Genomic DNA, 14652 nt, shown 5'->3' with positions numbered 1-14652 from the left:
GGGGCATAATGCGAGTTCTTCAATCGCGCGCGGCGACGGCCGCGCTGATGGCGGCGCTCGGCTGGGCGGCCGCCGGTCCGGCCTTGGCGCAGATCGCGCCCCTGCCCTCGCGCGAACAGCTGGATCCGGCCCAGCGCAGCGGCCCGCCCGAGCCGAACGCGCCCAGGGCCGAGCTGCCGGTCGCCCCGGCCGAGCCCTGCCCGTTCGTGGATTCGAAGCTCAGCTTCCCGCTGTCGGCTGTGGAGTTCCGCGGGAACGCCAGCCTGTCGGCCGATCAGCTGGCCCCGACCTGGTCGTCCAAGGCCGGCCAGACCGTCTCGATCGCCGAGGTCTGCGCCATCCGCGACCGGGCGGCCGAGGCCTATCTGAAGCGCGGCGTGCTGGCCCGCGTGGTCATCCCGCAGCAGGAGATCGCCGGCGGGCTGGTCGTGCTGGAGGTGATCGAGGCCCACGTCGAGCAGGTGCGCGTGCTGGGCGACGCCGGCCCGGCCGGTAAGAAGGCCGCGCAATACCTGAAGAAGCTGGAGGGCCTGTCCCCGTTCGACATGAACGCGGCCCAGCGCTGGCTGCTGCTGGCCGGCGACGTGCCGGGCGTGCTGGTGCAGACGACCGTGCGGCCGGGCGCGTCGGGCGCGCGCGGCGCGGTCGACCTGGACGTGACCCTGACCCGCGCCGAGCCGGTGACCGTCACCGCCAACCTGCAGAACTTCGGCTCCGACACGGTCGGCCCCTGGACCGTGCTGGGCCGGGTCGACGTCGACGGCCTCACCCCGCTGGGCGAACGCACCTCGCTGGTGCTGTACGGAACCACCGACCTGACCGAGCAGCGCGTGGTGCAGCTGGTCGAGGAGGCCCGCCTGGGGTCGAGCGGCCTGGTGGGCCGGATGTCGCTTGCCTATTCGGAAAGCCGGCCGGGCGACGTGCTGTCGCCGCTGGACCTGCGCTCCAAGTCGCTCGTCGGCACGGCCGAGGCGGTCTATCCGCTGGCGCGCCATCGCCGCCATAGCGCCTGGCTGTCGGGCGGCCTGAACTGGGTCGAGCAGAAGACCGACCTGTCGGACCTGCTGACCCTGACCGACGACGACCTGCGCATCGCCTTCGCCCGCCTGCAGGGGGAAGGGACGACCGAGGTGGCGAACTGGCCGACGGCGCTGTCCGGCGGGCTGGAGCTGCGCAAGGGCCTGTCGGGCTTCGGGGCTGACGAGGCCGGCGATCCGGGCATGTCGCGCGCCGACGCCGATCCGCAGGCCTGGCTGGTGCGCGCCGACGGCCGCGCCGAGCTGGCGCTTGCCCGCCGCTTCTCGCTGAGCGCGTCGGGCATGGCCCAGTGGGCCGACAGCCCGCTGCTGGCCTACGAAGAGATGAGCGTCGGCAACCTGACCATCGGGCGCGGCTACGACCCGGCGGCGCTGTCGGGCGATCGCGGCGCGGCGGCGGCCTTCGAGGCCCGCTTCGGCCCGTTCGAGGCGGCCGGGATGCGCGCCAGCCTCTACGCCTTCTACGACCACGCCTGGGTCGAGGACCTGGACGCCGGCGGCTTCGGCGCGCGCGACGTCGGCTCGGCCGGCGCGGGCGTGCGCCTGCGCCTGACCGACAAGGTCGCCGTCGACCTGGCCTACGCCCACCCGCTGGACCGCATCGACGCGTCCGACCCGAACAGCAAGCCGGACCCGCGCGTGCTGCTCAACCTCGTCGCCCGCTTCAACTGATCCTGCGCGCCCGGAGCCTGACCATGACCCGCCGCACGACCCGCACCGCCCTGCTCGCCCGCACCGCCCTGGGCGTCTCGCTGGCCCTCCTGGCCGCCCCGGCCCTGGCCCAGGTCTCGACCAACGCCGGAACCATCACCAGCTCCGTCATCGGGGGCAGCGGCGGCGTCGCCGTTTCCGGCGCGTCCTCGAACACGGGCGGCGCGGACGTGACGACGATCACCCTGGGCGGGTCCCGGACCATTCTGGACTGGAGCGGCAACCTCAACCTGGCCAGCGGCGACACCCTGAACTTCGTGTTCGGCGGCCGGGGCGACATCGTGCTGAACCGCGTCAGCGCGGGCTCCGCCACCATCGACGGGAACCTGAACGGCTACATCGGGGCGACGGGCGGCGCCTACGGCGGCAACGTCTGGTTCGTCAGCCGCGACGGCGTGGTGTTCGGCGGCAACGCGCGCGTGAACGTCGGCGGCCTGCTGGCCACCACCGGGACGATCGGCGACTCCAATTTCCTGAGCGACAACTTCAGCTTCACGACCAGCCCCAGCACCGCGGTCTCGGTGATTTCGGGGGCCCAGCTGAACGTCCACGGCGGGACCCTGGCGCTGATCGCGCCGACAGTGACCACGCAGGCCGGGGCGATCATCAACGACGCTACGGCCGGCAAGGGCTCCGACGTCCTGTACGGCGTGGCCGACGCCTACACCATCACCTTCGCGCCCGACGCCGGCGGCGACCTCGACCTGTTCAGCTGGACGGTGCCGGTCGGCAGCGGCAGCAACGTCGCCAACCCGATCGGGCTGGGCGGCACGACCACGGCGGGCAACGTCTACCTCGGGGCGGTCAGCCGCAACGCGGTCGGCGGCACGGTCAACATCACCGGTTCGATCACCGCCAACGGCGCGGTCGCCAGCGGCGACGGCAACATCCTGCTGGTCGGCGGCGGCGGGATCTCGAATGGCGCGGCGTCCGGCATCGCCGGCGCGAACGTCAAGTTCAGCGGCAACGGCGCGCTGACGGCGAACCGCGACGTGACGGTGACCGGCGGCGGCGACGTGATGCTGGGCGCGATCACCGGCGGGAACGACGTGAGCCTGTCGTCCGGCGGCCTGCTCGGCACCGGCACGACCACCATCGGCCGCCACTACACCGTCTACGCCCAGGACTTCACCGGCTCCCTGAGCCCGGTGTGGACCGGCGCGGTCCCGCACAACTACACCATCACCGACACGGCCTTCGGCCTGACCCAGGGCAACATCAGCGTCAGCGGCAACCTGTCGATCACCGCCCTCAACAGCGGCTCGCTCAACTTCCTGGGCACGCTGACCTCGACCGGTGGCGACGTCACCCTGACCACCCAGGGCAGCGGCTCGCTGAGCCTCGGCGCCGTGAACGCCGCGTCCGGCAGCGTCGTGCTGACCTCGGGGAGCACCATCACCCAGACCGGCGCGATCACCGCCGGCACGCTCCGCGCCAATGCGGCGGGCAACGTCACGCTGACCAACGCCGGCAACAGCGTCGGCGTGCTGGGCGCCAGCAGCAGCACCGGAGGCGCCTTCGCCCTGACCGACACCGGCGGCCTGACGGTGTCCGGCGCGCTGTCGAGCTTCGACGATCTCACCCTGTCGAACAACGGCGCGCTGGTGATCAACGCCCCGACGGTCACCACCAACTACGGAACGGCGACCTTCACGGGCAGCTCGGCGACCTTCACCGGCACGACCGTCGGCGCCAGCTACATAACGGTGAACGGGCCGACGACCTTCAACGGCGCCACCATGCAATCGGGCGGCGACCAGAAGTATCTCGGGAACGTGACCCTGACCGGGGACGCCTCGCTGAACAGCGCCGGCCCGGGCTGGGACATCCTCTTCAACGGCACGGTCAACGGCGCCCATGACCTGACCGTCACCAGCAAGGGCAGCGTGCACTTCAACGGCGCCGTGGGCGGTTCCACCGCCCTGTCCTCGCTCAACGCCACCGGCACCCAGTTCGGCGTCAGCGTGCAGAACCCGGTCACGACGACCGGCGCCCAGACCTACAACACGCTGTGGATGGAGGCGGACACCACGCTGAGGAGCACGAACGCCGGCGCGATCACCCTGGGAAGGGTCAACGGGGCCCACGACGGCACGGCGACCAATCTCACCGTCAACACCGCCGGGACCACCTCCTTCGGCGACATCACCTTCAGCGCCTACGTCGGCTCGGTCACCACCGACGCGCCCGGCACGACGGTGCTGAACGGCAACGTCAGCGTCACGGGCGGCCTCACCTTCAACGACGCGGTGACCCTGAGCGGGTTCACGTCGGCGATCACCGCGGGCGGCCCGGTCACCTTCGCCAGCACGCTCGACGGGAACAGGGGCCTGACCATCAACACGGCCGGGACCACCACGTTCGGGGGCGCCGTGGGCGCGACCACCGCCTTGAATTCGCTGACGACCGACGCCGGCGGCACGACCGTGATCAACGGCGGCGGCGTCCGGACCGTCGTCGGTCAGACCTATGGCGACGCCGTCGTGCTGGGCGCGGACACCGCGCTGACCAGCACCAACCTCGGCGCCATCAGCTTCTCAGGCGCCGTGAACGGCGCGCGCAGCCTCACCGTCAACACCGGCGGGGCCACCAGCTTCAACGGCGCGGTCGGCGGCGCCACCGCCCTCACCGCGCTGTTCACCGACGCGCCCGGCACGACGGCGCTCAACGGCGGCTCGATCACCACCACCGGCGCGCAGATCTTCGGCGACGCGGCCACCCTAGGGGCCAACACCACCCTGACCAGCACGGGGTCGGGCACCCTGCGGTTCGCCACGTCGGTGAACGGCGCTCGCAGCCTGACCATGAACACCGCCGGAAGCACCGTCCTGGCCTCGGTCGGCGATACGACCGCGCTGACGTCCCTGACCACCGACGCGGCCGGCTCGACGACGCTGACCGGCGGCGCCGGCGTGCGGACCTCGGGCGCGCAGACCTACAACGACAACGTCACGCTGACCGGGACGGTCGCGCTCACCAGCACGTCGAACGGGAACATCCGGCTCGGCGGGACGGTGGACAGCGCCAACGGCCTGCAGGGCCTGAGCGTCGCCACCGGCGGAACCACCAGCTTCAACGGCGCGGTCGGCGGCTCCAACGCCCTCGCCTGGCTGAACACCGACGCCGCCGGCACGACCTCCCTGGGCGGCGCCGTCACCACCACGGGGGCTCAGTCCTACGCCGACGCGGTCAACCTGAACGCGGCGACCGTCGTCCTGCAGAGCACCGGCGGCGGCGCCGTCAGCTTCGGGAGCACGCTCGACGGCTCCGGCCAGCTGGCCGTGGACACCAGCGGGACCACCACCTTCCAGGGCGCGGTCGGCGCCACCAACGCCCTCACCTCGCTGACCACCCAGGGCGGCGGCGCGACCCTGCTCAACGGCGGCTCGGTGCGGACCACGCTGGGCCAGTCGTACCTCGGTGCGCTGGCGCTGGGCGCGGACACCACCCTGACCAGCGTCAACAACAGCGTGATCGCGCTGAACGCCGTGGACGGGGCGCGCGGCCTTACGGTCAACACCGGAGGGACGACCCAGTTCAACGGCGCGGTCGGCGCGACCACCGCGCTGACGTCGCTGACCACCAACGCCGGCGGCACGACCCAGATCAACGGCGGCTCGATCCGCACCACGGGCGCCCAGAGCTACGGCGACACCACGACGGTCGCGGCCGGCGGCGTGCTGACGGCGGACGGCGCCCTGCAGTTCGCGGCGCTCACCGGCCAGGGCGGCCTGACCCTGTCCAGCGGCGGCACGCTGTCGGTCACCGGCGCCCTGAGCGTCTCCGGCGACTACACCGTCACGGCCGCCGATTTCACCGGGAACGCCCTGGCCCCGACCTTCATCGGGACGACCAACGACTTCAACATCACCGACACGGCCGGCCCCCTGACGATCGGCGCCGTCACCGCGCCGGGGACCGTGCGCGTGAGCAGCACCGACACGCTGACCGTCACGGGCGCCGGTCTGACCTCGACCAACGAGGACATCCAGCTGACCTCCGCCGGCGCCCTGACCTTGAGCGGCGGCCTGACCACCGGGGGCGGCCGCAGCGTGTCGCTGACGTCCAACGGCGGGGCGGTCACCCAGACCGGCGGGACCATCACCACCGGGACGCTGAACGCCACCGCGGCGGGGACGATCGACCTGCGTCGCGCCAATCAGATCGCCCGGTTCGGCGCGCTGTCGGCCGGCGGAATCCTCACGGTGCAGTCGAACCGCAGCGCCGGCGTCAGCCTCGGCGCCCTGAGCGGCACAGACATCCGCGTCGAGACCACGTCGCTGGTTCCCTACGAGCTGGCCGGCGCGTCGCTGACGGCGAGCGCGGGGAACGTCGTCCTGAGCGGGGCCGGCGTCACCATCTCGAGCGGCACGGCGAGCGTGAACGCGTCCAATCTCGCCTGGCTCAGTTCGGTGAACGGCCCGGGCGCCCTGAACGTGACGGCCGACAGGTTCACGGCCGACGACATCGGCGCGACCACGCCCCTGTCCAGCCTGAACGTCACCGTCGGCAACAGCATGAGCGTGTTGAACGGGCCGGTTCGAACCACGGGCGCGCTCACCGTCGACGGCGACCTCTGGTTCAGCTCGGCCAATCCGGGAACGACGGTGAGCGTCGAGGCCGGCGGCGCCCTGACCCTCACCGGCGCCGTCAACGACGCCGGCAACGGCGCCCACGACCTGAGCCTCACGTCCGGCGGGCCCATGACCATCGCCGACGTCGGCACCGGGTCGAACGCCCGGTTCCGCGCCGTGACGGTGAACAACGCCGCCACCGTGACCGGCGAGGTCCGCACGACCGGCGCCCAGGTCTACGGCGGCGCCGTGACCGCAGCCGACGGCGCCGTCTTCAACGGCGGCTCGCTCAGCTTCGGCTCGCTCAACGGCCAGGGCGACCTGACCCTGGCCTCCACCGGCACGATCAACGTGATCGGCACGGTCAGCGTCAACGGCGACTACACCGTCACCGCCGCCGACTTCGCCGGCCAGGCGCTGAACCCGACCTTCACCGGCATGGGCGACTTCAGCATCACCGACACGGCCGGCGGCCTGACGCTGGGCGCGCTGGGCACGCCGGGCGCGCTCACCGTCACCGTCCTGAACGGCGGCCTGACGGTGAACGGCGTGGTCGGCGCGGCCGGCGACATCGACCTGATCGCCGACGGCGACCTGACCATCGCCTCGAGCGGGCGGGTGCTGGGCGACGACGTGCGGCTGTCGACCGACCAGGCCTTCGTCAACCAGCGCGGCGCCGACGCGGTCGGCGCCGCCGGCCGCTGGCTGATCTATTCGGCCGGGCCGAGCGGAAACACCTTCGGCGGGCTGGACAGCGGGAACACCGCGGTCTGGGGCCGCGACATCTCCGGCGCCGCGGTCACCCAGAGCGGCGACCGCTACGTCTTCGCCGCCGCCCCGACCCTGACCTTCACCTCCACCGGCGGCAGCAAGGTCTACGGCGACGACGGCGCCTCGGTGATGGGCTACACGGTCAGCGGGCTGAGCGGCGGCGTCGCCGGCGCCTTCCGCGCCGACACCCTGTCCGACGTGATCTCCGGCGGCCCGGCCCTGAGCTCGGCCGGCGCGGCTGAGCGCGCCTCGGTCGCGGGCGGCCCCTACCAGGTGGTCGTCTCGGCCGGCGACCTGCAAAGCCTGGCCGGCTACCAGTTCGCCTTCAACAGCGCCGGCCAGATCGTGGTGACGCCGCGGGCCCTCACCGCCGGCGTGGTGGCCGACAGCAAGACCTACGACGGCACGGACGCCGCCACCGGCTCGATCACGTTGGGCGAGGCCCTGGCCGGCGACGAGGTCGGGATCACCGGCGGGACCTTCACCTTCGACAGCCGCAACGCCGGCGACGGCCGCACGGTGAGCGTCACCGGCGTGACCCTGACCGGCGACGACGCGGGCAACTACACCCTGAGCGTCCCGGCCTCGGTGCTGGCCGACATCTACAAGCGTGAGATCACCGGCGTCGTCACCGCGAACGACAAGACCTACGACGGCTCGGCCGCCGGCACCGGCTCGGTGACCCTGCAAGGGGTGCTGGGCGGCGACAGCGTCGGGACCACCGGCGCGACCTTCACCTTCGCTGACCGCAACGCCGGCTCGGACAAGGTGGTGACCGTCTCGGGCGTCACCCTGAACGGCGACGACGCGGGCAATTACACCCTGTCCCTGCCCGCCTCGGCCCTGGCCGACATCTTCCAGAAGGCGCTCACCGTCACCGTCGTGGCGCACGACAAGACCTACGACGGCACGACGGCCGGCACGGGCACGGTGAGCCTGGGCGGCGTGGTCGGCGCGGACGCGGTCGGGACCTCGACGGGGACCTTCACCTTCGCGGACCGGAACGCGGGCGCGGACAAGGTCGTGACCGTCTCGGGCGTGACCCTGACCGGGGCGGACGCGGGCAACTACACCGTGACCATCCCGGCCTCGGTGCTGGCCGACATCGCCCGGCGCGCCGTGACGGTGAGCGCGAACAACGCGTCGAAGACCCGCGGCGACGCGGATCCGGCCCTGACCTGGACGCTGAGCGCCGGCTCGCTGGTCGACGGCGACAGCCTGACCGGCGCGCTGGTCCGCGCGCCGGGCGAGGCGGTGGGCCTGTACGCCATCAACCAGGGCGACCTGGCGGCCTCGGCAAACTACGTCCTGACCTTCAACCCGGGGACCTTCGAGATCGCCCGCCCGGCGGTCGACCCCGCCCAGGGCGGCGGCGGCCCGGTGCTGCAGGCCCTGACCCAGCCGACCCCGCCCAGCCTGGGCGGCGGCGAGGTGAGCGTGACCTTCGAGCTGGGCGGCGGCGTGCCGGACGGCGACACGAAGAAGTGCCAGGCCGGCGAGTACGGGTGCCGCAAGACGAACTGAATGAGCAGGCTGTCCTTCTCCCCTTGCGGGAGAAGGTGGCCGGCCGACCGCAGCACCGCGCCACGTCAAACCCGTATTCCCGACGAAAGTCGGGACCCAGGTGAAGCCCACCGAGCGTCGCGGATGAATCTGGATCCCGACTTTCGTCGGGACATACGGATGAAGGACGAGCGCGCCTCCCCGACCGGGGGGGCGCGCCGACGTAAGGTCATTCCAACGGCGGCCTACCAGCTTTTGCCGATGGCCGCCGCTCGCCGGGTGGTTCGAAATAGCGCTCGACGACGCCCGGCCGGGCGTCACGGCCCGGAGCGCGCACCATGGCGAACAAGCCCAACATCCTCATCCTGTGGGGCGACGACATCGGGTTCTGGAACATCAGCCACAACAGCCGTGGCGCGATGGGTTACCGCACCCCCAACATCGACCGCATCGCCGAGGAAGGGGCGATGTGCACCGACTACTACGCCCAGCAGAGCTGCACGGCCGGCCGGGCCAGCTTCATCTGCGGTCAGAACCCGATCCGCACCGGCCTGACCAAGGTCGGCATGCCGGGCGCTACGGTCGGCCTGCAGAAGGAAGACCCGACCATCGCCGACGCCCTGAAGGCGCTGGGCTACGCCACCGGCCAGTTCGGCAAGAACCACCTGGGCGACCGCAACGAATACCTTCCGACCGTCCACGGCTTCGACGTGTTCTTCGGCAACCTCTACCACCTGAACGCCGAGGAAGAGCCCGAACTGCCCGACTATCCGAAGGACCCGGGGTTCAAGGAGAAGTTCGGCCCGCGCGGCGTGCTGGACTGCAAGGCCACCGACAAGGACGATGCGACCACCGACCCCCGCTGGGGCCGCGTCGGCAAGCAGACCGTCGTCGACACCGGCCCGCTGACCAAGAAGCGGATGGAGACGATCGACGAGGAGATCACCGCGCGCGCGCTGGAATGGATGGAAGAACAGGCCAAGGCCGACCAGCCGTTCTTCCTCTGGTACAACTCCACCGCCATGCACTTTAGGACGCACGTCGCCGAGAAGAACCTCGGCAAGAGCGGCCAGGACCCCTACAGCGACCGCATGGTGGTCCATGACGAGCAGATCGGCATGATGCTCGACAAGCTCGACGAGCTGGGCATCGCCGACAACACCATCGTCATGTACTCGACCGACAACGGGCCCGAGAACGACACCTGGCCGGACGGCGCCAACACGCCCTACCGCGGTCAGAAGGACAGCAACTGGGAGGGCGGCTGGCGCGTGGCCGCGCACTTCCGCTGGCCCGGCAAGATCAAGCCCGGAACGGTGCTGAACGGGATCATGTCGCACATCGACATGTTCCCCACCCTGCTGGCGGCGGCCGGCGACACCACGGTCACCGAGCGGCTGCTGAAGGGCACGACCCTCAACGGGCTGAACTTCAAGGTCCATCTCGACGGCTACAACCAGCTCCCCTACCTGACCGGCGAGGCGAAGGAGAGCCCGAGAAACGCCGTCTTCTACATCAGCGACGACGGCGACGTGATGGCCGTGCGGGTGGGCGACTACAAGTTCAACCTGGCTGTGCAGCGGGCCCATCAGATGCAGCAGTGGGCCGAGCCGTTCGTGAAGCTGCGGCTGCCCCACATCGTGAACCTGCGTCGCGACCCGTTCGAGCGGGCGGACTTCAACTCCAACACCTACTGGGACTGGATGGTCGATCACGCCCCGCAGATGTACCTGATGCAGGACGTGGTGGCGGGGGAGATCCAGAGCTACGTCCAGTTCCCGCCTAGGCAGAAGGCGGCGTCGTTCAACCTCGACGCCGTGATGGAGCAGCTCAAGACGCCCGCACCCGCGAAGGGCTAGGGAGCGTCCCCTGGCTCAGTGTGGCCGCCCATGCGCGGGACCTTCCCCGCGCATGGGCGGGTTGCACCGAGCATGACCGATAGCGAAGCGGCGCTCGCCGCCGTCGCCGCGAAGGTGGGCGCCTTCTACGAGGCCCATCCCTACCCGCCGGCGGTGGACGACCTGGACGGCTACGCCCGCAAGTGGGACGAGGGCCGCCGGCGCGCGGACTTCCACCTGCTCTGGCCGGACCAGCCCTATCGCGACGACTTCAGCGTCCTGGCAGCCGGCTGCGGCACGTCGCAGGCGGCGAAGATCGCCCTGCGCTGGCCGCGCGCGCGGGTGACCGGGATCGACGTCAGCGCCTCCAGCCTCGCCGCCTCGGAGGCCCTGAAGCGGCGATACCAGCTGGACAACCTGCAGCTCCACGCGCTGCCGCTCGAGCGCGCCGGCGAGCTGGGCCAGAGCTTCGACCACGTGGTCTGCACCGGGGTGCTGCACCACCTGCCCGATCCCGACGCCGGCCTGCGGGCGCTGGCCGCGGTGCTCGAGGCCGCGGGCGCCCTGCAGCTGATGGTCTACGCCCCCTACGGCCGCGCCGGGATCTACCTGATCCAGGACTACTGCCGACGCCTCGGGCTGGAGCCGACCGCCGCCGACGTGCTGGATCTGATCGTCAGCCTCAAGGCGCTGCCGCCGGACCATCCGCTCGTGCCGATGCTGCGCAAGTCGCCGGACCTGCTGACCCGCGAAGGCCTGGCCGACGCCCTGCTCAACCCCCAGGATCGCGCCTATTCCGTCCCCCAGCTGCAGGGCGCCCTGGCCGCCGCCGACCTGGCGTTCGGGCGCTGGCAGCGCCAGGCGCCCTACCTTCCGCAGTGCGGCGCCCCGGCCAGCACCCCGCACGCGCCGAGGCTCGCGCGCCTGCCGGCCCACGAGCAGTACGCCGCCATGGAGCTGTTCCGCGGAACCATGGCCCGCCACACCGTCGTGGCCTGGCGCGGCGACCGGCCGGCCGCCGTTGACTTCGGCGGCCAGGCGTGGCGCGAGTACGTTCCGGTGCGGATCCCCGACGCCATCGCCGTGCGCGATAACCTGCCGCCCGGCGCCGTCGCCGTGCTGATCAACCGGACCCACACCTACACCGACCTCTACCTGCCGATCGACGCGGACCAGGAACGCCTGCTGGCCGCCGTCGACGGGCGGCGGACCATCGCCGAGATCGCAGGCGGGAGCGGTCAGGCCGACGCCGCCCGGGACTTCTTCGAACAGCTCTGGAACTACGACCAGGTGGTGTTCGACACGTCGGGGGGCTGACGCTCCCAACCCCGTCTGTCCGGACGAAAGTCGGCACCCAGCTGAAGCCCACCGGGCGGCGCGTCCGCTCTCGCCCCCTTGCGGACCTGTGGCTGGGTGGCAGAGTGGCGCGAGGTGGAGGCTGGGCTATGGATACGGAACGCTTGCTCACCGTCGCGCGCGCGCTTGTCGATAACGTCGCCTTTTGTGTCGCCGGCACGCAGGCGGAGGCCGGCGGCGCAAACGTGCGCGTGGTCCAACCCATGCGGGTCCAGGACGACTGGACCGTCAACGTCATCACCAACCGGCGGTGTCGGAAGGTGCGAGAGATCGAGCGCTTCAAGCGGCTCACGCTTCTCTATCAAAGCGACGATCGGCGCAGCTACGTCTGCCTGGCCGGCCCTGCCGAGGTGGTGGAAGATATCGAACTCAAGCGCGCGACCTGGACCCCGGCTCACGACCGCTGGAATCCAGGAGGCCCAGAGAACCCTGCGACCGTATTCATGCGGCTCAAGACAGATCGGATCGAACTGTGGAGTGCCTCGCAGGGCATTATGCCCGAGCCGGAAGGCTACAGCGCGGCCGTCCTTCTGCGCCATCCCGGCGGTTGGAAATACGAAACGACCTGATACCCGCCGATGTCCGCTCACCCACCAAAGCGGACATTGCGGCTAGCGACGCCTCACGGGGTCGAGGGCGGCATCGAAAACGTCCGCTTTTGACCCAAAGCAGACATCAGGCTCAGGTCGGGAACGAGTACGTCGCCAGGCCACCCCCGGTGATCGCGCCGCTCGCGCGATCTCGCAGGACGGCCGCGTGCCGGCCAAGCTCGTCGGCCTCCGCTGCGTCCGGCAAACCCTGCGCCAGGCTCAGCGCCTCCTCCATCCGGGCGACGTCTTCGTCCCGGTCGCCGAGGTAGTCGGCCGGGTCGTGGTGCTGGTTGCGCTCGACTATGTCGATCATGGCCAGGACCAGCCCGCGCCGGGCCGCCACGAGATCAGGGGCCCGCTCGAAAGCCCGGCGAAAGTGGTCGACCGGGGGCGTAAGGTCGAGCGTCCAGTCATGGAACCGCCCGAGGTAGAGGTGGGGCTCGCCGGCCTGGGGCTCGGCCTCGGCCCAGGTTCTGAGCGTGGGCAGCACCAGGCGCGTCATCACGGGATGCGGCGTGACAGCTCCCGGGTCGTCCAGCCCTTCGCGCGCGCCGTCGAGCCACGCGACGAAGCCTCTCTTGCCGTCCTCCGGCCACGCCTCGGCCCGCTTCAGGAACGCCTCGAGCGCGGCCTTCGCCTGCGCCTTCAGGCCCGCCCCCTTGGCGGCGAGCCACGGCGCGTAGGCGCTCGCCCGCGGATCGGCGAGCGCGAGGCGCGCCAAGGTCTCCACCCTGATGAAATCGTCCTGGCTCGGCATCGCCCGACTATGGCAGTGGCCGCCCGAGCGTCAAACGCCCGCTCCCGGCCCCGCGTCCGCTTTCCACCCCGGGCGCACGTCCGCTTTCGACCCAAAGCGGACATTCGGCGCAGGGCCGATGTTTCCCTCACAGCGCCACGGGTCGGGCGGCGCGGAGATACGCTTTGGTCTCAGCAAACGCCGGCTTCGCACCGCGCGCCCGCCGCCTCGAACGAACCGACTCTCCGACGCAGGTTCGCTTCCAGGCGCTCCCAGTTCGGCAGGTCGGCGACCGTCTGCCGGAAGCTCCACATCGCGTCGTCAGCGTAGAACCAGTGCTGGCAAGGCGCTGGGTTTAGCGCGCTCGCCCTGGAGCAGAGGATGACAGTTCGTACTTGTCCCTGCCCGTCCCGCGCGACGTAGGTGGCGGGCGATCCGGTCGGGGGCGGCGGGGACGCCGTGAGGGCCAGCGCGGGCTTCCCCTCCACGAGCGATTCAATCCAGAGGCGGGAGCGAAACTCGACCCCGACCCTCCAGTATCCGGGGCCCGGCGCCTGCTCGTTCGCATGGGGCTTTTCGAATTCGCCCCCCCGCGCGTCGAAGTAGAGCGAGGCGGGGTCGTCTGCGTCAGCGAGGGCGCGAAAGCCCGCCGGGACCACGTAGCTCTTGGTCCCCAATCTCGCGAAGTAATCCCGCGGCTGTGCCACCGCCGCCCGATCGCGCCGCCAGGTCAGGCGATCGGCGTATCGGGCGCGCGGAACACAACGCAGCGTCGGCACGGCGGGGAGCGGGTCCCAGTCCCAACTCCGGTACGACCAATTGTACAGCCGCCAGTCTCCCGGCTCCTGCACCGCCAGGACGGCGTGATACCGCAAGGCGTGCGGCGACCCCGTGGTGAACCGCGCCAGATCGATTAACCCCAGCACGGGCCGATACCCGGTCCTCTCGCCGACCTGCAGGCAGTAGGCGCGCCCGCCCGCCACCCGGGCCGCCTTTCCGGCGATGGAGAGCGCGGACGCGAAGCCGCTCCCTGCGACGAGGGCGAAGACTACTAGCAGGACTGCGGCCGGCCAGAATTTGCGCTTGTCCGCGGACACTTGTGGGCTCCAGACGGGTGCTGAATGTATCTATGTGAATGTCCGCTTTCGACCCAAAGCGGACATTCGGCGCTTAGGCCACGCGCCGACGGCGGCTTCCCGCCTTAGCGGTCGCCCACGCCAAAATCAGAGATGTGACCCACAGTTTGGAACGGACTCTCGTCGCGCAGGCGAAATCCAATGAGGCCGTCTCGGGCGATGAAGACCGGCGCGTTTCCGACGTCAGAGTCCATGATATCGCGCGTTTTGAGGAACCGTTCGTTGGCGTATGGCACAAACCATCCGTCGCCCGCCTCCCGGATCGCATCCTCGACTACGACAAACCTATGGCCGTTGGCCGACACGGGCATGTGCGCGTCGAGAAACGCTTGGGCGAGCAGTGCAAGTTGATGTCTGGTCATTCAGCCCACCTACGCTCAGTCACGTAATCAGAGGCGGA

General features: G+C 70.9%; 8 protein-coding genes. 5 read left to right on the top strand and 3 right to left on the bottom strand.

Features of this window, described 5'->3' with window-relative positions:
• Nucleotides 1-8: 8 nt before the first annotated feature.
• The 5 genes from H8B08_RS06560 (at nucleotide 9) to H8B08_RS06540 (ending at nucleotide 12359) form a co-directional block, all read left to right on the top strand.
• Complete coding sequence (locus H8B08_RS06560; protein WP_187449395.1) at nucleotides 9-1709, top strand: ShlB/FhaC/HecB family hemolysin secretion/activation protein; 1701 nt, start codon at nucleotides 9-11, stop codon at nucleotides 1707-1709.
• Between the two features lie 23 nt (nucleotides 1710-1732).
• Nucleotides 1733-8617, top strand: a complete 6885-nt coding sequence (locus H8B08_RS06555) for a YDG domain-containing protein (protein ID WP_187449394.1) — start codon at nucleotides 1733-1735, stop codon at nucleotides 8615-8617.
• 317 nt (nucleotides 8618-8934) lie between these two features.
• Nucleotides 8935-10455, top strand: coding sequence for an arylsulfatase (locus H8B08_RS06550; RefSeq protein WP_187449393.1), 1521 nt, complete (start codon nucleotides 8935-8937; stop codon nucleotides 10453-10455).
• Between the two features lie 72 nt (nucleotides 10456-10527).
• Nucleotides 10528-11751, top strand: coding sequence for a bifunctional 2-polyprenyl-6-hydroxyphenol methylase/3-demethylubiquinol 3-O-methyltransferase UbiG (locus H8B08_RS06545; RefSeq protein ID WP_187449392.1), 1224 nt, complete (start codon nucleotides 10528-10530; stop codon nucleotides 11749-11751).
• Between the two features lie 128 nt (nucleotides 11752-11879).
• Entirely contained in the window at nucleotides 11880-12359 is a 480-nt protein-coding gene (locus H8B08_RS06540) for a pyridoxamine 5'-phosphate oxidase family protein (RefSeq protein ID WP_187449391.1), read from the top strand.
• 112 nt (nucleotides 12360-12471) lie between these two features.
• Here H8B08_RS06540 and H8B08_RS06535 read toward each other — a convergent pair whose 3' ends face one another.
• The 3 genes from H8B08_RS06535 to H8B08_RS06525 form a co-directional block, all read right to left on the bottom strand.
• Nucleotides 12472-13137 carry a hypothetical protein gene (locus tag H8B08_RS06535; RefSeq protein ID WP_187449390.1) on the bottom strand — a complete coding sequence of 222 codons (666 nt, stop codon included), beginning with the start codon at nucleotides 13135-13137 and terminating at the stop codon, nucleotides 12472-12474.
• A 170-nt stretch (nucleotides 13138-13307) separates the two neighbouring features.
• On the bottom strand, nucleotides 13308-14213 hold the full coding sequence (locus H8B08_RS06530) for a hypothetical protein (RefSeq protein WP_187449389.1): 906 nt from the start codon (nucleotides 14211-14213) through the stop codon (nucleotides 13308-13310).
• A 104-nt stretch (nucleotides 14214-14317) separates the two neighbouring features.
• A complete protein-coding gene (locus H8B08_RS06525; RefSeq protein ID WP_187449388.1) occupies nucleotides 14318-14614 on the bottom strand; it encodes a YrhB domain-containing protein in 297 nt (98 codons plus the stop codon).
• Nucleotides 14615-14652: the final 38 nt, after the last annotated feature.

The organism is Caulobacter sp. 17J80-11 (assembly GCF_014349105.1).
In the GTDB taxonomy this organism is placed as follows: Bacteria; Pseudomonadota; Alphaproteobacteria; order Caulobacterales; family Caulobacteraceae; genus 17J80-11.
Note: the sequence above shows the minus strand (reverse complement) of the source record. Positions and strands in the feature narration are given on the sequence as shown.